Source organism: Algoriphagus hitonicola (assembly GCF_900113375.1).
GTDB classification, from domain to species: domain Bacteria; phylum Bacteroidota; class Bacteroidia; order Cytophagales; family Cyclobacteriaceae; genus Algoriphagus; species Algoriphagus hitonicola.
In genome coordinates, this window is sequence record NZ_FOPC01000003.1 from 77,551 (window position 1) to 100,824 (window position 23,274).

A 23,274-nucleotide genomic window follows, 5' to 3' on the forward strand; every position below is an offset into this window, starting at 1 on the left:
TACTAGTTTAAATCAAAATTGTCCAAACCAAAACTTCAGATATCACTCAATAATTTTGCTTGGATTCCACTTTTTCCACGTCTCCGATACCGCTGACATTTCGTCGAGTGATTTCTGCATTTCCCGAGTGCTTGACTTTCCCAATGCCACTCACATCCATTGCTAAAGTTTCTGAAGCAAAAATCTCCACGTTACCAATGCCTGAGGTGACTAAATCCACGTTTTTGGCAGAAAATTCTGCCGCGATGATCTCTCCAATTCCACTGTTTTCTAAGTGGAAATTATCCGTAGCTCCCTTAAACGTAGCCTTACCAACAAAACTAAAAACCGCATGAACTTCATCCGCCTCAATATTAAAATCCATTTTTCCCGCACCACTACAGTTGATTTTCAAGGCATTGGTTTGGAGGTAGGGTTGGATATGGAAACTTCCTGCTCCAGCAATATCCAAAATCGATAAATTTTGGACAGTTAGAATTAAATCAACCGATTCATCATTTAGGACAAATTCCATTTCCTCTTTGAGACTGATTTCCAAACGTTCATCCGTCTGCTTCACTTGGACCGCCTGAACCAGTTCCTCAGGCCCTGAGAGGATCAGTTTTTCCTCATCGCCTTGGATTATTTCCGTTTCAAAATTCCCGTTTAGCACCAGATGACTGATGTTGCTAAAGCTTTCTTCGCGTTCTTGATGAGAACCAAAATCCCGGGTTTCGCAGGAAAAGATTAACCCTGAGAGGATTATACAAATGCCAAAAGTGTACGATTTCATTACTATTGTCCGATTTTAATATGATTGTTCTATTAATTTGGTTCAGTTTTTTAAGAATTCAAAGAAAAAATTAAAGACCGTGACTTTTTCTAGAAACCCACCAAAATAACTTTAAATCATAGTTTTATCGGTAATAGGGTATTTATCATTTGAGTCCTTGCAATGGATATGCCTTTGAAGAAAACAATTAGCGAATGAGACTAGAAGTTCATGGTAAAAGTCACGGATGGAAAATGAACGTTACTCTTTTGCAGGAGTTGAATGCTTTTAAAGGATTGTAGGTCTAATTTAAGATTAGCTGCCTTTTTACTTTTAACGGCCGAGCTTATCAATATCGGGATGCTAACAATGGTCAAGGTAGAACCAATGAGAAAAAGTGCAGCTCCAAAAGCACCTTCACCACTTAATAAATCCGATTGAGTTAATAGTAAATATCCAACTCCCGCACTGACTCCACCAAAGGCCAGGAGGGTAAGTCCGGATTTTTTTTGACTCAGACTTTTAGAAGATAAGTGTTCAATTTGTTCTTCTTTGGAGATTTCCTGGGCAGACAAATTCTGGTAAATTCCAAGGTTGATCAAGAAGAATATTAAGATGACAGATTTCATGGGTTAGGAGGGATTGTTGAGGCTGAAATTTCATCAAATCGACTGAATCCCTGGCCTTGAAATTCGCCGATTTCAATTTTTGTTTTTGCAAAAATTACTAACCGTGATCGGACAAAAACAGAGCGTTTTTTGAGGAAATAAAAAACCCGACTCATTGAGCCGGGTTTTTGGTTTTAAATTAGAGATTGTTTATCGCTTCAGGAGTCTTAGTACTTTTGTCTCCTGACCTTGATTCAAGTGAAGGTAATAAAGCCCCTTCTTGAAGCCTTGTCCACGGATTGACAATTCCATTTTTCCTTTGGAGAAGCTGGTTTTTCCAGATTGTAGGATATTTCCACTTTCGTCAAAAATCACATAGGAAACCACCACATCAAGTTGCTGATCCAATTCTACCGAAATTTGATCCGCTATCGGGTTAGGGTAGAAAGTAAGAATCTTCGCATTAGCAAAATTGCTTTCCATATTTGCTGCGGTATTTGAGCTCTCACATGGGATTACACCACATGCACCCAAACTTGCCCCACGAGCCAAGAAGGAAGGAACTGCCGCTTGCGCCACACTGAGTGTATTGGTTTTACCCGATTTACCGGCAGGCATACAAAGCGTCACCTTGTCATTATTTTTACCACTTCTCACATCTACAACGCAGACAGTAACTTCATCGCTAAAGCTGTTGCCTACTTCATCCGTCACTGTCAAGGTGTAAGTGGTGGTCTCAGTAGGAGATACAGTGATTTCCTGACCAACCTGTCCATCACTCCAGGTGTAGGTGTAGTCGCCACTACCACCTGTAGCATCTTCAGCCCGAAGCGTGATACTTTCTAGTGGAGCATAACCCAAATAAACCACTCCACCTTCACCGGCATCTGAGTTGATGGCTTCACCAGCCAAGAAACGGACTGATACCGGCAAGTGGTCTGAGGTGGTATTTGCATAATTTTCAATCAGGTTGAAAGGAATGTAAAGGAACTCCGAACCTTCTAGATAATTGTCATACAGTTCATCGGAGATCACAATATGATCAATCATATTATCATTGAAAATAAAGGAACGTAAACCTGCCTCACTAAGTGAAATGGTAACCCCATCAAAATCGGGATCAGAAATAATCACTTCATAAGTGCTAGGCCCATCTCCAATGGATTCATCCAAATCGTCATTGAAATCTCCCAAAAGAATGATATTATCGTCCGCATAGTAAGCATCCAAGCTGTCCTTCAATACCTGAACATCGTATCGCTTTCTGGCCAAATCCGAGTTGGAGGCACCTGATTTTGCGTGGATATTGATGAAGCTGATTTTCTCGTTCACTCCATTGATATTTGCTATTGCTGTAACCAACCACGGAAGTCGCCCACTAGACCAGAATGAGGAAGGAGTACCGGTAGGATAATCATCCAATAATGAATTTAGTCCCAATCGAGCCTCATCGTAAAATTCCTCAAATAATACCCGCTCGTCCACAAACTCCACAACTGCGGTATTGTAGACCAGGCAGAGTTTCTGAGGAGGGAAATCAGGGTCAAGCCCATCGAACGAACGGGAATAGCGATCCGAACAAATTACCGCATATCCGGGCAATTCACTGATGATATCAGCCAGCAAGGCATCATCACTTACTTCCTGAACGGCAATCACATCCGGTAAGGTAGCCTGGAATAATTTCAAGGCATTTTCCGCTTGCAAAGTGACATTATTTGGCCCGAAATTCCTGTTTGTAGCCCCAAAAAACTCCATGTTCCAAGTCATCACATCGAGGGTCTCCTCGACAGGGATATCCGATCCTATCGGTTCATAAACTGATGTGCCAGGAAGGTCTTCAATAAACCTTGGAAGTAATTGAAGCGTCCCTCTGAAGCTTCCCAAAACCCCAGTGATCCTCTGTGCCTCATCCGGGATCACTCGACCCACCAAACTATTGACCTGACCATCTATTCTCAGTTCAATAGTTCCGCTTCCATCCGTGATTACATAATTGCTTTCTGGGAAAAGAAGTCCTTGAGAAATGGCAAAGGCAGCACTTGAAATGCTGATCAGTTGTCCTTCAAGGCTTGGGTTAATTTCTGAAATTGGAACCTGAAGAGGTTCAACCACATTTCCTGAACTTATCAGTTCGACCTCCCGAACATTCCCCAATTGAATTTGCTGGTTAAACGCTCCCAAAGTACCAAAGAACTTGAGCTCATCTCCAATTTGGAAAAGTCCCTCACCATGGATTTCAGAATCAAACACAGGGATGCCTGCTGTCTCATCTTGGATGAAGGCAGGTCCGCCAAATTCATCACTTGCAGTAAGAATACCTTGAATCCATACTTCTGTTCCCTGGGGCTTTTGTCTGGCTTCCGCAATAGAGATGACTACAGGTTCTGGATCTGGCTCTGGATCTACGATAACGCCCCCAAAGCTTTGACCGGAATTCACCAGGTCATAGGTGCTAGCGATAGAGGTCTCTGACCAGGAAAAGTCAGCATAGGATAAACCGCTACCTTGGAGTTGAAGGGAAGTTCCGATAGGAGTAGTACCGGGCTGATCTACCCCCACATCTTCACTCAGGACCCCATCAGCAGGCCCGCCCACTGCAGTAAAGTTGCCCTCATAGCTCAAAAACTGAATGACTTCATTACTTGGACTTATCAAGGCAAATCCATCCGGTGAACCGTTTTGCAGGCCAGAGATTGGGAAAAATTTTGTTCCAAAGCCATTGTCCTGATTAGTTAGGATACCGCTTAGGTTAAGGGTATTATAAGTGTTTCCGTTCGACCCGTTGTATAACACAAGTTGGTAGCCATTCAGATCTAGCCCTGCTGTTCCCGCTACTTCGATTCCTTCATTGACATCCGCCCCGGCATTGTCATAATGAAATTCGTTGATAAATAGGACAGGAGCACCGGCAAATGTCTGTCCGTTATTTGCAGCACCAAAAGTTGAACTAGCTGGTTCCAACCAAGAGAAATCAGTGTACACCTTTCCCGTACCGCTGAGTTGCAGGGAGAAACCGATGGGTGTCCCGCCATCCTCATCTACACCAATATCTACGCTGCTCATCCCGTCAGCAGGTCCGCCTACAGCTTCAAAACTGCCCTCATAGCTGAGAAATTGAACGACTGTTCCATTGTTTACCAAGGCAATACCATCCGGTCCACCGTTTTGGATTCCGTTTGTCGGATATGTTTCCGAAATAAAACCAAATCCATTGCCTGAGTCTGAAATAGTTCCGGAAAGATTTCTCGTATTGTAATTCGATCCATTGGACCCATTGTAAAGTACAATCGACCAACCCGTCAAATCCGTTCCTGCCGGACCTGCGATTTCAATCTCCTCTCCAGTGTCTGTTCCACTATTATCATAATGGATTTCATTGATAAATACCTCTTGGGCATTTACAGATATTCCCAATAAACCAAAGAATAGAAAATAAATGTTTAATAAAATTTTTCGCATATAATGAAGATTAATTTTGGGACTCAATATCTCACCATTTCTTGCTTTTTAATCAGTTTGAAAATTACCCTTTGGTTAATTTTTATTCTCAAAAACATTGCAAAAAGGTAATGAACTTTTTTAAACAAAAATGGCTAACACTAAAAGGATAGTAACCGATAAAAAAATCGATAATCCACTTCTTTGTATAGGAGGAGGATCTCGATCCCTCGAAAAGCATAATGACCGGATTTTTCAAACTCAGTCGAAGGGAAATCGAATGTTTTGAAAACTCCCTAGGTTCCAAAGGACCTATTTGAATCAATTTCCAAAACAAAAATTTTTGAGCATAAGGAGTCAAATAGTGAAATGGTTTTTGGTGCCCTATGACCTAGCTTCTTTCTACTTAAAGATATTATTCCATTGTGAGTCTCATCGCTCAACCCTATCTTTAAACACCCATCACCCAGCAATAATGTATATAGCCGTTTCAAAAAGAATCGTTCAAACGAAACCAATTCGGATTTTACTTTTCGCCCTTGCCTGTTCACTTTTCTTCTCAGCCTGCCAAAGCAAAGATTCTTCAGGGTCCGAGCAAAACTCCAACTCAAAGTCAGAGGCTGAATTTACCGATCTGAATAGGGAGAAATCCAATCTTTCGGATTATAAAGGTAAACCCATCATCTTGCATTTTTGGGCGACTTGGTGCAAACCCTGCATCGAAGAATTTCCCTCGCTGAAAGAAGCACAACCCCGATTGGAAAAGGAGAATGTGCAATTTTTAATCGCTTCTGATGAAGAGCTAGACTTGATCGAAAAGTTTCAGACTAGATTTAAAACCGGCTTGAATCTAATTCAACTTAGTGAAGGGAGTTTAGCAGAGTTTGGAGTTTACGCCTTACCGACTACTTTGATATTGAATGCAGAGGGTAAAGAAATTAATCGCATATCTGGAAAAATTGATTGGAGTAGCATTGAATCCATCGATCAATTGACCAATTTAAAGCAATGAATAAGCTGATTTTATTCCTCCTAGCATTCACCTTGATTTTCTCTTGTCAACCAAAAAGCGAAAAGCAGATGGAGCTATCGGAGATTTCTTTTCCTGGAAATGCTGATAGCTCCTTACCTTATTTGTACGCATCAGAGGATGGACTTTTCCTGTCATGGACCGAAATGCTCAATGATTCTACCGCTGCTCTTTTTTACGCTCAGTTTAAAAAAGGAAGCTGGAAAGAAGCTCAGATGATAGCAAAAAGCTCCAATTGGTTTGTGAATTGGGCGGATTTTCCTGCAATTGTGGAGCATAAGGGTACTATTTTAACCCATATACTTCCCAAATCTTCTCCAAGTACATTTTCTTATGATGTCAAATTGAATGTGCTTTCAACTGGAGAAAACGAGTGGAAAACAGACCTTCCTTTGCATACCGATTCCACCTTTACAGAGCATGGTTTTGTTTCTTCCATTCCCTATTCGGACAACTCATTTTTGCTTTCTTGGCTTGATGGAAGGAATACAGGTGGTAGCAGTCATGACCATTCTGAACATTCGGGAGCAATGAGTATCAGGGCCGCTGAAGTGGATTTCCAAGGAAATGTCCTGTGGGACGAACTTTTGGATGCCAAAACCTGCGATTGCTGTCAGACAAGTGCTGCGATGACATCTGAAGGCCCCGTGGTTTTGTATAGAAATCGCTCTGATCGGGAGATTAGGGATATAGCAATTACGCGTTTGGTAAATGGAATGTGGACCGAACCCAAGATTATTCATGCCGACGGCTGGGAAATTGCCGGTTGCCCTGTCAATGGGCCCAAAGTGGACGCTCATCAGGAAAATGTTGCCGCCGCCTGGTTTACCGCCGCCAACGACACCCCTCAGGTCAAAGTTTCTTTTTCTACCAATTCTGGAGCTGATTTTATGGAACCTCAGGTTTTATCCGAAGGAAACGCCATCGGCAGGGTAGATGTGGCTCTACTTGAGGATAATTCGGCCTTGGTAACCTGGATGGAAATGGAAGGGGATACCGCTTATATTTTCGTTCAAAAGGTAGGTTTGGACGGTAAAAAATCCCAAAAACACAAAGTGACTCCAATTGATTCGGGAAGAAAAAGCGGATTCCCTCAAATGGAAATAGGAGATGAGCAAGTTTATTTTGCCTGGACGCATCTAGAGAATTCCGAAAGCAATGTGAAACTGTCTACTTTTCCTCTTAGCCAATTTTACTGAGATTCAATTCAACCCATTTTTTCTACAGTTCAAGCTTCAAATTATACGGTTTAAAATCTTTTTCATTGTATTTCAAACCAATAAAAATAGCGCTAGTTAATTGATTTATAAACAATTAACCAAAATCAATAAATCCATGACCAATTCAATCAACCAATTTATCAAGGGAGGGCTAGTCCTTTTTCTCCTTGTATTTATGGCTGCCTGTTCTCAAATTGAAGATCAGGCCACCCCGAAGCAAAATGAGTTAAAGCTCATTCCAGAAGTGCTTAAATCCATGGAAAATGATGGAGATGTCACTGACCCAAATGTACGGAAAAGTGCCGGCCGAACTTTTGCTACTTTCAATGCGGCTTTGGGAAAAAGTGGTTTAGCTTAAGTTTTCACCAGAAATGATCTCACTGTTTTCGCACCAACCGACGCTGCCTTTGCAGAATTTGGATTGAACCCAGGTAATATTGGGAATTTGGAAAATCTGACAACTATTCTACTCTATCATGTCGTGGCCGGTTCGGTTTTTTCTGATGATTTGGAAGAAGGTTTTGTTCCAACTTTAAATGGAGCCGCGGTAGAAATCAGCCTGATGGACGGACCAAAGGTTAATGAATCCAATATCATTTTGGTAGATAAAGAAGCTAGAAATGGGGTAATTCACGGAATAGATGCGGTATTATTTCCTCCAGCTGAGAATATCAAGGAATTGGTGAATACCAATCCTGATTTTTCCATTCTTAAAGCAGCGATCGAAGCTGCAGGAATTGAGGAGATTGTGGCAAATACGCAAAATATCACAGTTTTTGCTCCTACTGATCAAGCTTTTATTGATTTGATTGACGCCCTTCCAACTGTAAATAATCTTGAGGAGTTGGTTGATTTTTTAGGTGGAACTGACGGATTAATCAACGTTTTGGCTTACCATGTTTTTGTAGATGGAAGAGTGTTTTCTTCAGATCTAACTGATATCAAAATTACCATGTTTTCGGGTGACGAAGTGACAATAGATACTTCAGGTCCTAAATTAATTGATCTTGGCAGTGGAGAATCAAACATCATCGCAACTGATATTCAGGGAACAAATGGTGTAGTACATGTTATTGACCGGGTGTTACTGAACTTATAAAACCAACCAACGACCATAATCGAAAAGCGTGGCGATAGCTGCGCTTTTTTTATTTTTTCCGGATGAGTTTATGGAATATGATCATGAGATCTCATTCGTTAGAGGCTGCCTTCAGCAAAAAGTTTTACAACGTTCTGTTCCAGTTAAACAGTTATCCGATTAAACAATTTCACCGATCAATTCCTTGAATTTCCTCTGCATCCTCCCCATATTCGTGGCTTAAATTTTAGCAATAGACCATCGCCCGTGAATATTTCTCATACATTAAAAGCTTTTGACGAACTTACCGTTTACGAACTCTATGATCTTCTCCGTCTGAGAAGTGAGGTTTTTGTGGTGGAGCAAAATTGCGTTTTTCTGGATCAGGATGATAAAGATCAAAAATGTCATCACGTCCTTCTTTACGCGGATAATCAATTAGCGGGGTATTGTAGGTTGGTTCCGGCAGGAATATCCTATAAAGAAGTAGCGATCGGAAGGGTCGTAAGCGCCCCGGATTTTAGAGGGAAAGGAATGGGAAGAAAAGTGATGGAACTTGGGATTGATTATTGTCAAAAGCTCTACGGTCCCTGCAATATCCGTCTGGGCGCCCAAACTTATGCACTTAATTTTTATAAATCCCTCGGATTTGTTCCCGAAGGAGAGACCTATGATGAAGATGGAATCGAGCATATCGAGATGGTGAAAAAGGTTTGAAGAGATGATCATTTGTCAGTGCAATTGAACTTCGAGATTCATCATTTCGCATCTATCATTCGATTTTTTTGGCCGACGTTCGGGAATTGGTTCTATCAATTTCTTTCTTCCTCCTCGGCGCAATGAGGCGTGTATCCATTGGATCCTCGGGCCGAGGTTGAATTCCTTCCTAAAACCTTAACCCCGCATTTTGCTCGTCGTTCCTCCTCGCTCATACGGGGCTACGCCACAGGCGCACAGGTATTCATGGTTAAAGGCCCGCCTGCGTCGGGCAGGCCTTCAAGCTTTTTCGATTTTCCCACTGACCATTGGTTTTAGAACCAGCCTTACAGCATTTACGGTTTTTTGGAGCATTGGAAAACCGTTAAAAAATGAGCTAGTCCCGAACTTGTTTCGGGAATCCGCTCATTTTTAGGTTTGAAAATGCGACAAAAAATCAAATCGCAAACGGGTTGTAAGTCCTTGAAAAGATTTGGAGCGATTTGAAGTAAAGGCTGAGGCTGGTAGGTTTTTGGTTACTTTTTGGCGGCAAAAAGTGACAAATAAGAAGCGGTAAAAACAACTTTGACGGGTTAAATTCATTAAGGATGTTTTCCTAATCAATTTTTGTCTACCTCCTCGGCATAACGAAGCTGGTATCCGACAAATCCTCGGGCCGAGGTGTGGGTTTTTTGGCATGAACAAACCCCGCATTCCATTCGGCATTCTGCCTCACTCCATACGGGGCTATTCATAGATTGACCCCTTCAGGTTCTTTTTTCATGCCTAATGTTGCCTAGTAAAAATCTGTCTTCCACCTATCGCTCTCCAACATCGGACATCTGTCATCGGATACCCGACCCAAACTTGGCTATTCATCTTTTCCCATTCATTATTCGATATTTTTTTCTTGACATGTCAAATTCTCTTAATCCCAATTCCCTTAGCAAAAAATTCAAATTTTGCTTCTGTTAAGATTCCGTATATTCATAGCTAGATATCTTTCTAGTTATTAAATGAAGAAAACGAAAAATCTACCTTACCTAATTGTATTGGCCTTATTCATTTTGGTCTGTTCCTGTAAGCAAAAAAAAGAAAGTGAATGGGTGCCAATTTTCAATGGCAAAGACCTAGATGGATGGTCACCAAAGTTTACTGGGGAGAAGTATGGGGTCAATTACCTGAATACCTTTCGGGTAAAAGAAGGGAAACTCATAGTCTCATATGATGGCTATGACAATTTTGATGAAAATTTTGGGCATCTTTTTTATCAGGAAAAGCTTTCCCGATACCGCTTGCGCTTAGAATACCGCTTTGTTGGAGACACGGTTCCCGGCACCCCATCTTGGGCTTTTAAAAACAGCGGCATAAAATATCATACTCCGCATCCTTCTGAGCTACCTCTTGACCAAATACTGCTGAATGCCGTTGAAGCTCAAATTTTGGGAGGTGATGGCAAAACTGAGCGGTTTACAGGAAATGTATGTACAGCAGGAACCCATATAGTTATGAATGACAGTCTGATTACCCAACATTGTACTAATTCCAGCTATCCCGCGATAAGTGATAGCAGTTGGGTAAAGATGGAAATCGAAGTACAGGGGAGTCAAAAAGTCATTCACAAGATCAATGGGGAGGTTGTGATGGAGTACTCTCAACCCCAATACGATGATACCGATGAATTTGCCAAGGAACTCATGGAAAAGGGTCACCCCAGAATTATCAGTGAGGGTTATATCGCACTTCAGGCAGAAGGACATCCCATAGAATTCAGGAATATTGAGCTGATGAGGTTGGACAAATGATGAATCGATGAGAGAATTATAGAATTGATTAATTGAGCCTACAAAACAATCGGCCAACTGAAAACTGCGACTGCCTACTTTACCCCATTCCCCGATTTTTTACCTACGGAATCATCAGACACAAATTATTTCCTACTTTTAAAATTCATCCTATTATAACCTATTAAATCTTTCATCAATGTTGGCAGCTTTGGGATTAATCACCATTGTGGTTTTGCTCTTTTTGGTCATGGCAAAAAAGACCTCGCCAACTGTGGCCATGATTCTAGTCCCCATTATCACGGCTGGGATCGGTGGTTTCCGCCTGGAAATGCTAGATTTTATCACCCAAGGTATCCTTTCCATCGCTCCCACAGGCGTTATGTTTATCTTTGCCATTCTCTTTTTTGGAGTGTTGATGGACGCAGGTACTTTCAGACCTATCATTAAGGGAATCCTGAAACTGGCAGGAAATGACCCGGCAAAAGTCGCGGTTGGCTCGGCCCTTCTTTCCATGATCGTTCATCTGGATGGATCAGGTGCCAGTACCTTTTTGATTGCTGTGCCCGCTTTTCTGCCGGTCTACGATCAGCTGAACATGAAGCGAACTACCTTGGCCTGCATTGTCGCGTTGGCAGCAGGCACGATGAATATTCTTCCCTGGGGTGGGCCAACTATCCGAGCCGCTGCCGCATTGGAAATCCCGGTCAATGATTTGTTTAACCCCATGCTGCTCCCGGTAATAGTAGGCTTATTTTCAGTGCTTCTGATAGCTTACTTTCTAGGGAAAAAAGAGCGAGGTCTCGTGCGGAACGAAATTATTCAAAACAATCTGGAGGAAAATAGCAGCGAGTGGGAGAGACCCCGTCTTTTTTGGTTCAATATCCTGATGATTGTCATCGCGGTGGCTATTTTGGTTTCGGGATTGATTCCCCCACACATCATCTTTATGATCGCTTTTGCTATCGCCATCACCATCAATTACCCCAACATTAAAAACCAGGCAAGTCGAGTCAATGCCCATGCAAAATCTGTGGTGCTGATGGTCAGTATACTCTTTGCCGCAGGCTGCTTTATCGGAATTATGAAAGGCTCCGGCATGATCGAAGCTATGGCCGAATCAGCTGTGACTCATATTCCGAATTGGGTGGGAAACCACCTACCTGTGGTGGTTGGAATAGCCTCCATGCCCGCCAGTTTGTTGTTTGACCCGGATTCATTCTATTTCGGGATTGTTCCCATTCTTTCCAATACAGCAGTCCACTTTGGCGGGGATCCCGTGGAGATCGGGCGAGCAGCCATTATGGGACAAATGACCACCGGATTTCCCGTCAGTCCGCTGACTGGAGCTACTTTTTTACTGATCGGTTTGACCGGAGTAGGTTTGGGAACGCATCAACGGAAAACCATTCCTTATGCATTTTTAGTTAGTATCATCATATTAATCACTTCCTTATTGGTAGGAGCCATTACCTTGTAAATCATGAAGACTATCAGAATCGGAAGCGGCGCAGGTTATGGAGGGGATCGACTGGAACCCGCCTTGACGCTTTTAGAAAAAGGGAATTTGGATTACCTCTGCTTCGAATGCCTAGCCGAACGGACCATTGCGCTGGCGCAAAAAGAAAAAAGGGCAAATCCTGAAAAAGGATACAACCATCTGCTGGAATATCGGATAAATGAGGTTTTGCCCTTGGCAAAAGAGACGAATACAAAAATCATATCCAATATGGGGGCGGCCAATCCAATGTCTGCCATGCGAAAAACCGCCGAAATTGCTCAAAACCTAGGGATCAAAGGCTTAAAAATCGCCGCCGTTTACGGAGATGATGTCTTGGACCAACTCACAGATCTCAAGGAACTCAAGATCTTGGAAACAGGTGAGCCTTTACATTCTTTGGGAGATGCCATCATTTCCGCCAATGCCTACCTTGGTGTAGATGGAATCCTGCAAGCTTTAAAATCAGGAGCAGACATTATCCTAACAGGCAGGGTGTCTGATCCTGCCTTATTTTTGGCACCGATGATTTATGAATTTGGCTGGGAAATGAATGATTACGGGAAATTGGGAAAGGGAACGCTAATCGGGCATTTGCTGGAGTGTGCCGGGCAACTTTCAGGAGGATATTTTGCGGATTTGCAGCAGAAATTTGTGCCCGAACTCTGGGACTTGGGCTTTCCATTTGCCCAAGTGGATGAAAAAGGAGATGGCTATGTTTCAAAGGTGGACGGAACCGGCGGGAAAATTACTCCCGCCACTTGTACCGAACAGTTGCTCTATGAAATCCATGATCCTGCCAATTACCTGACGCCAGATTGTATCGCTGATTTTTCTCAGGTGGAATTCAAAACCTTGGCAGAAAACAAAATTCAGTTCCAAGGCGGAAGCGGTAAAAAGCCAACAGACTTTTATAAAGTCAGTGTGGGCTACCGCAATGGCTTTTCAGGAGAAGGACAAATCAGCTATGGGGGCTACGATTGCGTCAATCGCGCTAAATGGGCGGGGGAAATCGTCAGAAAACGCCTTGAAAAATGGGGTTTCGAGGAAATTAAAACCGAGCTCATCGGTTATGACTCCATCACCCCTTATGAAGCAAATCCAGCGTCCATTCCCGAGGTTCGTTTGCGCATATCTGCGAAGGCAGCAACTCTGGATATGGCCAGAAAAGTCGGACAGGAGGTCGAAACCCTCTATACCAATGGCCCTGCAGCCGGAGGAGGAGTCAGTCAATCTGCAGAGGAAATTATCTCTGTGGTTTCAGTTCTTTTACCCAAGGAACTGGCCCAAGCCAAAGTCGAATATCTTAATTGCTAAACCTATGCTACTTCGAGAAATCGCACATGCCCGTACGGGGGACAAAGGAAACATCAGTAATATTTCTTTGATCGTATTTGATTCATCAGATTTTGAACTGATCAAAGAAAAAGTCACTCCCGACCGGGTTAAAAAGTGGCTGGGCAAAATCGTAAAAGGAGAGGTGCTTCGCTACGAACTCCCAAAACTCCGAGCCCTTAATTTTGTGCTTTATGATGCCTTGGATGGAGGCGTCACCAGTTCCTTGCAGCTCGAAAAACACCGAAAGACTCTAAGCTCTTATTTATTAGAAATGCCGATTGAGTAACAATTCAAACCTAGTGTAAGACTTCAGATTTATCTGCCGTAGGCAGACTTGTGCTCTTTAGTTGACTTAAAAACCAACAATTACTTAGTTTAGCGCAAGTCTTTGGACTTGTGCTTTTGAGACTTGATTGATCAATTTTTCCCGCAGATGCCCACAGAAAAAGATGCGGATACTCGCAGATTCATGGACGATGGAAATAAAAATCAGCGTCAATCAGCGAAATTAATCTGCGAAAATCTGCGGGCAATCATTTGTCTCGCTGAAAAAGACGCACATTGCACTTGAATCAAAATCAGTCCAAGGCAACATGCGAGAGCCAGGTCTGAAGACTTACCTTCAACAATCAATTTCTCAATTCACCGCTGCATCCAGAAAGTCCCCGTTTGGAAATTTTTGCGTATATTCTAAAAAAACAATCACTTACGAACAAAAATATAAGACCATGGATAAGTTAGAGAAATTTGAGATGATGGAAAAAATTCTGAGAGAATTTGAAGATTTGAAAAACAGTCAAACCTCCGTCCTAAAAAAGATATCTAAGATTGAAGCGGATAATATCAATTTGGGTGTAAAGCTCCTGGAGGAAAAATTACCGGATATATTTTTTGCCGTAGACAACAACCTCACTTTGGTTACTGAACTGGAGGAGCAATTTCAGGAGTACCGGGATAAGTTTTTCAAAGAAAACAACCTAGCCGCTTTGCAGGAAGAGCGAAGTAAGGAATAAGCACTGTCCTTTTCCACAGTTCAGCACCGAACTAGGCTAGCGCAAAGTCTTCAGATTTATCTGCCGTAGGGAGACTTGTGCTCTTTAGTTGACTTAAAAACCAACAATTACTTATATTTGAACTATGGCGACAATAAAACTCAAGGTCAGTGAAAAAATTTTGGACAAAGTCCTATGGCTTCTTGGACAGTTTAAATCCGAGGATCTTCAGATTATTGAAAATGACGGGAAGTTTGAAGCTGATAAAGTGTATGCTCAGAATGAACTCCGGCGATTGGACTCTGGCGCATCCAAATCCCATTCCATTGACGAATTAGACGAACTTTTGGAAAAAAGTATAGGACAACATGAAAATCGAATTTCTTGACAGTCTAGCGCAAGTCTTCAGATTTATCTGCCGTAGGTAGACTTGTGCTCTTACTGCCCTAGCCCTAGCCCCTAGCGCAAGTCTTTAGACTTGTGCTTTATGTTTATCATTTTGCCACGCAGATACCGCAGAAAAAGACACAGATATTCGCATATTAATAATTAATGAAAAGAAGGATCAGCGAAAATCAGCGAATCAAATCCGCGAAAATCAGCGGGCTATATTTTTACGCAAACGAGATATAGCGCAAGTCTTTGGATTTATCTGCCGTAGGGAGACTTGTGCTCTTAAGACATGAACTTTATACCCTAAGATTTAAGACCAAAGCTAAACTTCATATCCTTTTTCAATCTCATTTAAAAACCTAGATATCTCCCGCTCATCCGTCGCATCTTCCTCCGTCCACTCAAAATTCTCGAACTCATGCCACTCATGATCAATTTCAGGATCATAGGCATACTTTTGAAGCCTAGCTAAACCCCAATCCTGAGGCACAAAATATTCCCCGTAAATCAGCTTCTCCTTGAATTGTTCGGCCGCTCTGCGAGGGCACAGGAAGCCGGGGTTTGCAAAAATCACCCAGCCAAACTGCTTGTAATTCGCTCCGTCCCGATACATGTAATTGAGTTTTAGATTCAAAGCCCGCTTGCCCGCGTTGAATGGCAGCTGCTCTAAAAACTCATCCAAATCTTCCTCTAAATCAAAAGAATAAAGCGTTTCTTTCCCCAGTTCAAAAAACCGGATTAAGTCCACCAAACTTTCAAAAACCCGGAAATGAGTCCCTTCATAATTGTACAAATAGACCGACTTACTTTCCTCAAATTGGACCAGGTTCAGAGTTTCTAGGGTTCTTGATGGAGTAAGGTATTCGGTGGAGATTGGGACGAATTTGTTCATTTCTAAAGCCTTTTCTCAAAAATACTAAAAATATCATTTTGTAGACTATAGTCCGTGGTACAATAGGCTACATTTTTTCAGATTGCATAATGGATATCAAAGTGGCTTACGGAAAGAAAGTCAGGCAAATTCGAAAAGATAAAGGTGTTTCTCAAGAAAAATTGGCTGAGTTAGCTGAGCTTGATAGGACATATATTTCTGGTATTGAAAATGGGAAAAGGAATGTTTCGATTGAAACCATTTTCAAGATTGCTGAAGCTTTGAATATCCCTGTGATTGAGTTTTTTGAGTTCTAAAGAAATTTAATATGATTGAAGAAAATATTGATTTTATTATTGAATGTGCTATAAAATTTGGAGCAAAGCCTGAATTAGAGTTTAATAAGCCTTATGTACTAAGAAAAAATATTGGAACTGAAGCCCTTAAGGATAATGGAGCTTATTTTGGATTTATTCATCCAGAAGAAGAGTCTGCCGGGCCCTTTCATGATTTTTCTTTGACAATTTTTCCAAACGATGAGAAAAAACCTTGGCTGGTATGTCTTGGAATTGGTATAAGTGGATTCAAAAATGATTATGAACTTGCTACGTATCCAGGACTTAGAAGATTATTCTCAAAGCTGATTGATGAAAGAGGATTTTGTAAATCTGACTTTTCAGACATTGAAACTAGTCTACCAAAATCGATTACTGGAAACTTGGATTTGCAACATATAAAAAATACAATTAAAACTTACACTAAAGTTTTACCTACTTGCCAAATCGTTGATGACCCAGAAAGCGAAGAGGGAAAACAAATTATTGCAGCCTTCGTAGCTGGATATGCTAAACTTAGAGATTGGCCTTCTAACAAAGACCATAGAAAAGCTATCTCTGAAGCTTTAGATTCATTTTTAAAGACAGAAAAAATTGATGAAACAGAAGAAGTAAAAAATCTCTTAAACGAAAGAAAGTACATAGTTCTTCAAGGACCTCCTGGTACTGGTAAAACTAGAACTGCAAAAAGTATTGCAGAAAAAATAGCAGCCAAAACCTTCTTTACTCAATTTCACGCAGAGACAAGTTACTCCGATTTTATTTTTGGAATTCGGCCTGACACACAAAACGAAGAACTAAGATACAAAGAAAGTTTAGGTAGCTTCTCAGATGCTTTAAAATATGCCATTGACCATGACAATGAAAAAGTCATTTTAATCATTGATGAAATAAACAGAGCTAATCTTTCCAATGTATTAGGACCAATTTTTTATCTTTTTGAACATAAAATGGATGTTTCGAATGTTGAAATTGAAATTGCTCCAAATTTCAAAGTAAAAAAACTACCTGAAAACTTTTCTGTCATTGCTACAATGAACACAGCTGACAGGAGTTTGGCAGTTGTTGACTTTGCGTTAAGAAGGCGTTTTGCCTGGTACACTATGAAGCCAAAAATTATAAAATCAAGAATTTTTTTTAATGAAGACTTTATCAAGATTCAAGAAATTTTCGATTGGTATGCCTCAAGCACTGAATTAAACTTACAACCTGGTCAAGGATACTTTATAGCAGAATCCGATGACGAAATGAAGAATCGCATTCGATATGAAATATTCCCTTTAATAAAAGAATATTTACAAGAGGGCCTCTTGCGAAATGCTAAAGAAGAGTTCAATAACTATTTTTCAAATAGAATAAATTTATCTCTTTTCGAATGACAAAGCCCTTAGATGTTTTTTGTGAAATTCCTTGCTTAACTGAGAAATCAAAACAGTTAGGTGGAGTTGCTTTACAAAAAAAGTGGTTCAAGTCAGCTGATAAAAGAATTATAGGTCAATACCTCCAGAAATTCATTAACTACAACTCTGAGCAATTTGAATTCCTAGGCGTTCAGCCATACTTAATTGGTACAGACCAAAGTATAGCATTAACATTTCGTTCATCTGGTTTCATAGGCTCAATTCCTTTGAGGGCTTCAGACACTGGGAAGCAAATCGGTGATTTTGTGGTTACGCCTAGATTCACTGGACGTGAAAAATTTGAGGACTACATTGAAATTCTTAATCTGCTAGGTACTGAAATTAGCCCCGAGGTTATTGACAGTTTACCATTGGCATCTGGTAAAAATTTCAGGCCCCCGTTGTATTTGGAGGCTGTGAAATTTATAGCAGCTCTTGAAAAACTGACAATAAGACCGTGGAGAAAGTTTGATAATATTGAAAAGGTATCAAGTGAGCCTACTGGTCAAATCAATTGGACTAAATATATAAACAACGAATACAAAGTTGAAAACAGATTAAAATTCCCGGCAAGAACAAATTTTTTAAGCGAGTTTCATACTGAATATTCTGAAGTTAGATATGTCTTTGACATTTGTAAAAGGGAGCTACTTTCTGCAAATACACCCCAGAGGATTAAGAATACTTTGCGAACCAAATTAAGTTTTCTTGAAGAACAATTATATCATCATAAACCAAAAGCAACCAATAAAATCATAATCCGATTTTCCGATAATCCAACGGTGAAAGCTTGTAAAGAACAAGCTAATAGAATTTTAAACTTTAATCTTGTAGACAGCACAGCTTGGCGGGTAGACTTTTCAGATGTTTTTGAGAAGTTTATACAGTACATTTTTAAACAAGCTGCAAAAGAAACTGGAGGTCGGCTTTATTCAAACCTTAAGTTTCATTCGAGGACTTTGAAGCATTTCTCTTGGGAATTGAAACATATTGAGCCAGACGCAATCTTTCAAAAAGAAAATTTTTTGGTTTTTATCGATGCCAAATACAAGTCTAATTTATACAATAGGTTTGACCAAAATGAAGGCTTGAAAGAAACTCATAGACAAGATTTACATCAAATTATGGCTTATTCTTCGTTCAGTAAAACAGATTTAAAATATGGTTTTCTTTGTTATCCATCAGATCAAATTGAATTAAAAACGATTGAATATAGAAACGGAATTAATGAAGTAAAAAATTCGATTTTGATTTTAGGTGTACCCTTAAAACTTAAAGTTATCAATGAGGTAAAAAAGTTATTGGTCGAAACATTAAATAAATTAGAGGCAGAGTCTTTAGATAGATTTTCTTAAATTATTTCTAATAAGATTAGGCTAACTCCCTCAAATCCACCGGAACCACTCTACTTACTCCCGCCTCAATCATGGTAATCCCATAAATGATATCGGTACTCGCCATGGTGCGCTTATTATGCGTCACGATGATAAACTGACTCTCTTGGCTGAACTTCTGAATGATCTGATTGAACTTGTCAATATTGGCATCATCCAATGGTGCATCCACCTCATCGAAGATACAGAAAGGGGCCGGCTTCAGCAGGTAGATGGAGAAGAGTAGGGAAGTGGCAGTTAGAGTTTTTTCCCCACCGCTGAGTTGGTTGATGGTCAATGGACGCTTACCCTTGGGCTTGGCCATAATCTCGATGCTTGACTCCAGCGGATTATCCGGATCGGTCAGCTTCACATCGCAGTCGTCCTGCTCGGTAAAGAGGCTGCGGAAGACCTTGACAAAGTTCTCCTTGATTTTCTCAAAAGCATCCAAGAAGGTTTCCTTGGCCACCTGATCAATCTCATGAATAGTGCTCAACAAGGATTCCTTGGCTTTGACCAAGTCTTCTTTTTGCCCCTGAATAAAACTATGGCGCTCCTTGATCTCATCATAGGCTTCCATTGCCATCGGGTTGATCGGTCCCATTTTTTCCAACTTCTCCTTATGCTTTTGAACCAGACTGCGAAGATCCTCCTCCTTAAACTCGGCAAATTCGGCATCGAGTTCGGGGTTTTCTTCCATCAGTTGATCCAGGTCCAACTCAAACTCCACACTTAAGCGCTCTTTCATCGAAGTCATCTTGAGTTTGATCTCATTGATATGGTTTTGGAGCTCCTGCAAAATCTGATCGTGACTTTCCTTGCCTTTCTGTAGGCTTCGGATCTTCTGATCGGTCTCATCAATTAGCCCACGGCTTCCGTAGTAATCCTTTTCGGCCTCGTTTACTCCCTGCTCGATTCCTTCCTTTTCGGAGTACAGCTCCATGAGTTCATCATCCTTGACCTCATTGTTTTCCAGCAATCCCTTGATTTCGGTATCCAATTGGGCGAGTTCTGCCTGGGATTTTTCGATCCGCTCTTTGGAGGATTCGTAGGCGTTTTGCTTGAATTCGATCTCCTGATCTAGGCTGTTTACTCTGTTGAGTTGCTGATGGTATAAAATATTTTCCTGATTGAAGGCTTGAGATTTTTCGGTGAGCACCGTTGATTCCTTTTCCACTTCCTCAGTCAATACCTCCAAATCTTGACTTAAGGACTCGAATTCGCCCCGCTCTTCTATAAGGGTGGGTTGAATCTCGGTCAAACTCTCCTCCAGTTCGGCAATCCGATCCAAAATATCCTCCCGCTTATTGGCATTGGAGGAAAGGAGTTCGGCGAGTTGCTCTTTTTTGGTGCGAACGGAAACGTAAGATTGATTGAGTTCGCTGATCAATCCCTGCTTCTCTTCGATCTGCTTTTTGTAGGAAATTTCCTTGAGTTTCATCAAGTCAGAAAGCTTCTGATCCAAATTGGAGCGGGTGGCAGAGACTTTTTTATTCAACTCCTTGATTTCCTTGTCAAGTTTCTCCAGATTCTTTGCTCTACCGATTCGCTTTCCCTCAAAAAGCCCTACCGAACCTCCGGAAAGGGAAAATTTCCGCTTGGTGTATTTGCCACTTTCGGAAATAAAAACAGCTTCAGGATCTTGAGGAAAATCCTTGTAATCGCCCTGAACGATGTAGACATTGTCCAGAATAAAATTGATAAGGCGACTGTATTTGACGTCAAACTCAATGATCTCAGTGGCTGCGATGGCATTGGAAAACAACTTGCTTTGACTGGTTTTGAATCGCTCAAAATGCTCCAATACGAAAAAGTTGGCCTTTCCCCGTGAGGAATCCGAAAGCAGATGGATAGCCGCAATGGCTTGCGCTTCTGTTTCGACCACATAGTAGTTCATGTAGCCCTCGAGGTAGTTTTCGATGGTCACCCGATATTTTTCATCGGTTGTGAGCAAGTCGGAGAGGAGGGGAATATCCTTTCCCCAAGAGGAGTTTTTCTTTAAAAATTTGATGGCCTCGGGAAAACCTTCCAGATTCTCCACCAGGGATTTGGTCAGGTTGAATTCGTTTTGTTTGGAGTCAAGTTTTCGGGAGGAAGTGGTCAGTTCCTCCCGGATCATTTCGATCACCCGATTGGATTCTTCGATCTTTTGATCCAAGTCTTCCTGCTTAGCTTTAAGTTTCTCGTATTCGGCAGTTTCCTGATCAAGCTGATCTTTGAAGTCCACGATTTTTGCCTCAAAATCCACCAGGGAAGCTTCCTGATGAGAATCGTCTGAGGAAGTTCGCTCGAGTTCCTGCTTTAAGGTAGAAAGCTGAATTTGCTTGATTTCCAAGTCTTTATTGAGCTGATAGACGCGCTCCTTAAGTTGCTCGTATCGGGCTTGGAAACTCTTCTGCCGCTGTTGCTTGTCGGATTGGATCAACTTTTGGGAATCAAAAGCCTCTCGGAGTTCGGAGACGATGAGTTCCTTTTCGGCGAGCATTTTTTCCGCAGATTCTTTTTCTTGCTGCAGGGAACGAATGGAAAATCCAGCCCGATCATTGGATTTACGATCGGCATCGATTTGCTCACGGAGTTTCTGAGAGCGGTCTTCGAGAAATCTCAGCCGCTCGTTTTTGATCTTTTTTTCCGACTCAAAGGAGCGAATCTTATTGACATGCTCGTTGAGGGTTTTCTGACGCGAGGCGAGGAGTTTTTCCTTGGAAATCAAATCTGTTTTGAGCTGCGAAAGCAAAGCTTCCTGATCGGCGATACGGGACTGGAGTTCAAGTTTTCGGTCGGATTCCTCTTGGATTGTCTGATTGGAATCGATCAGTGATTTGGAATATTTTTCTATGCTCTTTTTAGCCAGATTGATGGAAGCTGCCTTGTATTCTTTTTTGATTTCGAAGTATTTGGCTGCCTGCTTGGCTTGTTTTTCCAGGGATTTGAGGTTTTTATCGATCTCATAGAGCAAATCCTCGACCCGGTCGAGATCGGCATCGGTATCTTCCAGCTTTCGCAGGGTTTCCTTTTTGCGGGTTTTGAATTTGGAGATTCCGGCTGCCTCTTCAAAAAGCTCCCGACGGGAGTTGTTTTTATCATTGAGCAACTCATCGATCATTTTCAACTCAATGATGGCGTAAGAATTGGAGTTGATCCCCGTATCCATAAAGAGATTGGTGATATCCTTCAGCCGGCAGGTGACCCCGTTGATTTGATATTCACTTTCCCCGGATCGATAGTAGCGACGGGTGATGGTAACGTGGGTGTATTCGGTGGGTAGGAGGTTTTTGGTGTTTTCGAAGGTCAGGGAAACCTCGGCTAGATTGGATGCTTTGCGGTTTTTGGTGCCGTTGAAGATGACGTTTTCCATCTTATCGGAGCGCAGCATGCGGGTTTTTTGCTCACCCAGCACCCATCGGATCGCATCGACGACATTGGACTTGCCACAGCCATTGGGACCTACGACTCCGGTGATTCCCTTGTCAAAATTGATGACCATTCGGTCCCCAAAACTCTTAAAGCCTTTGATCTCCAGTTTACTAAGTAACATGTAATTTTTTCCTCCTTGTAAAAGCAAACAAAATAGTAGGAAAAATCGAAACTTTGAAGGAAAGGATGTTTCTAAATTGGATTTAGCGCTAGTCTTCAGGTTTGTACTTTATCAAATAGGGATAATACGGTCCAAGTCTGATCTGAAGACTTGAACCAAAAATGTGTTTATGGGGTAATCGGGTCCAAGTCTGAAGACTTGAACCATTCGCGTAATAACCACCCAATTGGTTTAGCGAGTCTTCAGACTTGTGCTATTCAGACTTGTGCTTGTGCTATTCAGACTTTCGCAACTGTTCCTTTTAAGAACTTGAATCAGTTACATTGATTATGTATTTTAGTTTATGATTTAAACCTCAACACTTTTTAGTCATGAGTCGAAAGTACAAAATCCGAGATCAGGACAAGCAATATTTTGTAACCTTCACCATTGTAGAATGGATTGATCTATTTACACGAAAGGTTTATCGTGATATTTTCATGGAAAGTCTGAAGTTTTGTCAAAAAAATAAGGGCTTAGACTTGTGTGCGTATTGCATCATGTCAAGCCATATTCATTTGATTATCGGAAGAAATGGGGAAGAAAAATTAGAAGATGTGATCAGGGATATCAAAAAATTTACCTCGATCAAGTTCCTTGAAGAAATCCGAAATTCTCCTGTGGAAAGCAGAAAACCATTTTTGCTAGAACATTTTGGAAAAGCAGGCCGAATAAATTCGAATAATGTAACTTTTCAAATTTGGCAACAACATAATCATCCCATTGAACTGAATACAACAGGAAAAACTCAGCGCTGTCTCAATTACATTCATCAAAATCCGGTGGTTGCAGGAATAGTTTGTTCTCCAGAAGAATACCTCTACAGTAGTGCGAAGAATTATGCTGGCCTACCTGAGAAATTGATTGAGGTGATTTTGATTGATTAATA

The 23,274-nt window shown here is 41.3% G+C and carries 21 protein-coding genes and 1 pseudogene; 16 read left to right on the top strand and 6 right to left on the bottom strand.

The features are described 5' to 3' along the window. Nucleotides 1-46: 46 nt before the first annotated feature. The 3 genes from BM043_RS05160 to BM043_RS05170 all read right to left on the bottom strand — a co-directional run bounded on the left by BM043_RS05160 (nucleotide 47) and on the right by BM043_RS05170 (nucleotide 4,821). The gene (locus BM043_RS05160) at nucleotides 47-772 is read right to left on the bottom strand and encodes a head GIN domain-containing protein (protein ID WP_092789510.1); all 726 of its coding nucleotides are present in this window, start codon (nucleotides 770-772) and stop codon (nucleotides 47-49) included. 200 nt (nucleotides 773-972) lie between these two features. Continuing rightward, on the bottom strand, nucleotides 973-1,380 hold the full coding sequence (locus BM043_RS05165; protein WP_092789512.1) for a hypothetical protein: 408 nt from the start codon (nucleotides 1,378-1,380) through the stop codon (nucleotides 973-975). A gap of 189 nt (nucleotides 1,381-1,569) precedes the next feature. Next, on the bottom strand, nucleotides 1,570-4,821 hold the full coding sequence (locus tag BM043_RS05170) for an endonuclease/exonuclease/phosphatase family protein (protein WP_143189476.1): 3,252 nt from the start codon (nucleotides 4,819-4,821) through the stop codon (nucleotides 1,570-1,572). A gap of 454 nt (nucleotides 4,822-5,275) precedes the next feature. Between BM043_RS05170 and BM043_RS05180 the strand changes: the two genes are divergently transcribed. The 5 genes and pseudogenes from BM043_RS05180 to BM043_RS05200 all read left to right on the top strand — a co-directional run bounded on the left by BM043_RS05180 (nucleotide 5,276) and on the right by BM043_RS05200 (nucleotide 8,845). Next, the gene (locus tag BM043_RS05180) at nucleotides 5,276-5,812 is read left to right on the top strand and encodes a TlpA family protein disulfide reductase (protein WP_092789517.1); all 537 of its coding nucleotides are present in this window, start codon (nucleotides 5,276-5,278) and stop codon (nucleotides 5,810-5,812) included. Then, nucleotides 5,809-7,029, top strand: coding sequence for a hypothetical protein (locus tag BM043_RS05185; RefSeq protein WP_092789519.1), 1,221 nt, complete (start codon nucleotides 5,809-5,811; stop codon nucleotides 7,027-7,029). The genes BM043_RS05180 and BM043_RS05185 overlap by 4 nt, the downstream gene beginning before the upstream one ends. Nucleotides 7,030-7,165: 136 nt before the next feature. Then, the gene (locus BM043_RS05190; RefSeq protein WP_143189477.1) at nucleotides 7,166-7,408 is read left to right on the top strand and encodes a hypothetical protein; all 243 of its coding nucleotides are present in this window, start codon (nucleotides 7,166-7,168) and stop codon (nucleotides 7,406-7,408) included. A gap of 24 nt (nucleotides 7,409-7,432) precedes the next feature. Further along, nucleotides 7,433-8,149, top strand: a pseudogene (locus BM043_RS19850) (fasciclin domain-containing protein); the annotation flags it as partial. 246 nt (nucleotides 8,150-8,395) lie between these two features. After that, complete coding sequence (locus BM043_RS05200) at nucleotides 8,396-8,845, top strand: GNAT family N-acetyltransferase (protein ID WP_092789525.1); 450 nt, start codon at nucleotides 8,396-8,398, stop codon at nucleotides 8,843-8,845. A gap of 599 nt (nucleotides 8,846-9,444) precedes the next feature. Here BM043_RS05200 and BM043_RS19785 read toward each other — a convergent pair. Beyond that, the gene (locus tag BM043_RS19785) at nucleotides 9,445-9,579 is read right to left on the bottom strand and encodes a hypothetical protein (RefSeq protein ID WP_262481153.1); all 135 of its coding nucleotides are present in this window, start codon (nucleotides 9,577-9,579) and stop codon (nucleotides 9,445-9,447) included. A gap of 261 nt (nucleotides 9,580-9,840) precedes the next feature. Here BM043_RS19785 and BM043_RS05205 point away from each other — a divergent pair, with 261 nt between their 5' ends. The 7 genes from BM043_RS05205 to BM043_RS05230 all read left to right on the top strand — a co-directional run bounded on the left by BM043_RS05205 (nucleotide 9,841) and on the right by BM043_RS05230 (nucleotide 14,824). Further along, complete coding sequence (locus BM043_RS05205) at nucleotides 9,841-10,629, top strand: 3-keto-disaccharide hydrolase (protein ID WP_092789526.1); 789 nt, start codon at nucleotides 9,841-9,843, stop codon at nucleotides 10,627-10,629. A 178-nt stretch (nucleotides 10,630-10,807) separates the two neighbouring features. Beyond that, entirely contained in the window at nucleotides 10,808-12,088 is a 1,281-nt protein-coding gene (locus tag BM043_RS05210; protein WP_092789528.1) for a CitMHS family transporter, read from the top strand. Between the two features lie 3 nt (nucleotides 12,089-12,091). After that, complete coding sequence (locus tag BM043_RS05215; protein ID WP_092789530.1) at nucleotides 12,092-13,423, top strand: acyclic terpene utilization AtuA family protein; 1,332 nt, start codon at nucleotides 12,092-12,094, stop codon at nucleotides 13,421-13,423. 4 nt (nucleotides 13,424-13,427) lie between these two features. Beyond that, on the top strand, nucleotides 13,428-13,730 hold the full coding sequence (locus BM043_RS05220; protein ID WP_092789532.1) for an AtuA-related protein: 303 nt from the start codon (nucleotides 13,428-13,430) through the stop codon (nucleotides 13,728-13,730). A gap of 147 nt (nucleotides 13,731-13,877) precedes the next feature. Then, entirely contained in the window at nucleotides 13,878-14,015 is a 138-nt protein-coding gene (locus tag BM043_RS19460; protein ID WP_177188425.1) for a hypothetical protein, read from the top strand. A gap of 157 nt (nucleotides 14,016-14,172) precedes the next feature. After that, nucleotides 14,173-14,457: a hypothetical protein gene (locus BM043_RS05225; protein WP_092789922.1), complete on the top strand. Its 285-nt coding sequence runs from the start codon at nucleotides 14,173-14,175 to the stop codon at nucleotides 14,455-14,457. 124 nt (nucleotides 14,458-14,581) lie between these two features. Beyond that, the gene (locus tag BM043_RS05230) at nucleotides 14,582-14,824 is read left to right on the top strand and encodes a hypothetical protein (protein ID WP_092789534.1); all 243 of its coding nucleotides are present in this window, start codon (nucleotides 14,582-14,584) and stop codon (nucleotides 14,822-14,824) included. 327 nt (nucleotides 14,825-15,151) lie between these two features. Here the strand turns inward: BM043_RS05230 and BM043_RS19690 are convergent, their stop codons facing one another. Continuing rightward, complete coding sequence (locus tag BM043_RS19690; protein WP_245752949.1) at nucleotides 15,152-15,721, bottom strand: hypothetical protein; 570 nt, start codon at nucleotides 15,719-15,721, stop codon at nucleotides 15,152-15,154. Between the two features lie 89 nt (nucleotides 15,722-15,810). Here BM043_RS19690 and BM043_RS05245 point away from each other — a divergent pair, with 89 nt between their 5' ends. From BM043_RS05245 to BM043_RS05255, 3 genes are read left to right on the top strand one after another with little or no spacing between them, the layout of a single operon-like run. Then, nucleotides 15,811-16,017 (top strand): helix-turn-helix domain-containing protein, encoded by a 207-nt coding sequence (locus tag BM043_RS05245; RefSeq protein ID WP_092789535.1) that lies wholly within the window; start codon nucleotides 15,811-15,813, stop codon nucleotides 16,015-16,017. 11 nt (nucleotides 16,018-16,028) lie between these two features. Continuing rightward, complete coding sequence (locus BM043_RS05250; protein ID WP_092789537.1) at nucleotides 16,029-17,414, top strand: McrB family protein; 1,386 nt, start codon at nucleotides 16,029-16,031, stop codon at nucleotides 17,412-17,414. Continuing rightward, a complete protein-coding gene (locus BM043_RS05255) occupies nucleotides 17,411-18,790 on the top strand; it encodes an McrC family protein (protein ID WP_092789539.1) in 1,380 nt (459 codons plus the stop codon). Before BM043_RS05250 ends, BM043_RS05255 begins: the two co-directional genes overlap by 4 nt. 16 nt (nucleotides 18,791-18,806) lie before the next feature. Here the strand turns inward: BM043_RS05255 and smc are convergent, their stop codons facing one another. Next, nucleotides 18,807-22,346 (bottom strand): chromosome segregation protein SMC, encoded by a 3,540-nt coding sequence (gene smc / locus BM043_RS05260; RefSeq protein WP_092789541.1) that lies wholly within the window; start codon nucleotides 22,344-22,346, stop codon nucleotides 18,807-18,809. A 371-nt stretch (nucleotides 22,347-22,717) separates the two neighbouring features. Here smc and BM043_RS05265 point away from each other — a divergent pair, with 371 nt between their 5' ends. After that, nucleotides 22,718-23,272, top strand: a complete 555-nt coding sequence (locus BM043_RS05265; RefSeq protein WP_092789542.1) for an REP-associated tyrosine transposase — start codon at nucleotides 22,718-22,720, stop codon at nucleotides 23,270-23,272. Nucleotides 23,273-23,274 lie beyond the last annotated feature (2 nt).

Coding starts and splice junctions, on each gene's coding strand:
- BM043_RS05160 (WP_092789510.1), bottom strand. CDS start 772: ATGAAATCGTACACTTTTGGCATTTGTATAATCCTCTCAGGGTTAATC.
- BM043_RS05165 (WP_092789512.1), bottom strand. CDS start 1,380: ATGAAATCTGTCATCTTAATATTCTTCTTGATCAACCTTGGAATTTAC.
- BM043_RS05170 (WP_143189476.1), bottom strand. CDS start 4,821: ATGCGAAAAATTTTATTAAACATTTATTTTCTATTCTTTGGTTTATTG.
- BM043_RS05180 (WP_092789517.1), top strand. CDS start 5,276: ATGTATATAGCCGTTTCAAAAAGAATCGTTCAAACGAAACCAATTCGG.
- BM043_RS05185 (WP_092789519.1), top strand. CDS start 5,809: ATGAATAAGCTGATTTTATTCCTCCTAGCATTCACCTTGATTTTCTCT.
- BM043_RS05190 (WP_143189477.1), top strand. CDS start 7,166: ATGACCAATTCAATCAACCAATTTATCAAGGGAGGGCTAGTCCTTTTT.
- BM043_RS19785 (WP_262481153.1), bottom strand. CDS start 9,579: ATGAATAGCCCCGTATGGAGTGAGGCAGAATGCCGAATGGAATGCGGG.
- BM043_RS05205 (WP_092789526.1), top strand. CDS start 9,841: ATGAAGAAAACGAAAAATCTACCTTACCTAATTGTATTGGCCTTATTC.
- BM043_RS05210 (WP_092789528.1), top strand. CDS start 10,808: ATGTTGGCAGCTTTGGGATTAATCACCATTGTGGTTTTGCTCTTTTTG.
- BM043_RS05215 (WP_092789530.1), top strand. CDS start 12,092: ATGAAGACTATCAGAATCGGAAGCGGCGCAGGTTATGGAGGGGATCGA.
- BM043_RS05220 (WP_092789532.1), top strand. CDS start 13,428: ATGCTACTTCGAGAAATCGCACATGCCCGTACGGGGGACAAAGGAAAC.
- BM043_RS19460 (WP_177188425.1), top strand. CDS start 13,878: ATGCCCACAGAAAAAGATGCGGATACTCGCAGATTCATGGACGATGGA.
- BM043_RS05225 (WP_092789922.1), top strand. CDS start 14,173: ATGGATAAGTTAGAGAAATTTGAGATGATGGAAAAAATTCTGAGAGAA.
- BM043_RS05230 (WP_092789534.1), top strand. CDS start 14,582: ATGGCGACAATAAAACTCAAGGTCAGTGAAAAAATTTTGGACAAAGTC.
- BM043_RS19690 (WP_245752949.1), bottom strand. CDS start 15,721: ATGAACAAATTCGTCCCAATCTCCACCGAATACCTTACTCCATCAAGA.
- BM043_RS05245 (WP_092789535.1), top strand. CDS start 15,811: ATGGATATCAAAGTGGCTTACGGAAAGAAAGTCAGGCAAATTCGAAAA.
- BM043_RS05250 (WP_092789537.1), top strand. CDS start 16,029: ATGATTGAAGAAAATATTGATTTTATTATTGAATGTGCTATAAAATTT.
- BM043_RS05255 (WP_092789539.1), top strand. CDS start 17,411: ATGACAAAGCCCTTAGATGTTTTTTGTGAAATTCCTTGCTTAACTGAG.
- smc (WP_092789541.1), bottom strand. CDS start 22,346: ATGTTACTTAGTAAACTGGAGATCAAAGGCTTTAAGAGTTTTGGGGAC.
- BM043_RS05265 (WP_092789542.1), top strand. CDS start 22,718: ATGAGTCGAAAGTACAAAATCCGAGATCAGGACAAGCAATATTTTGTA.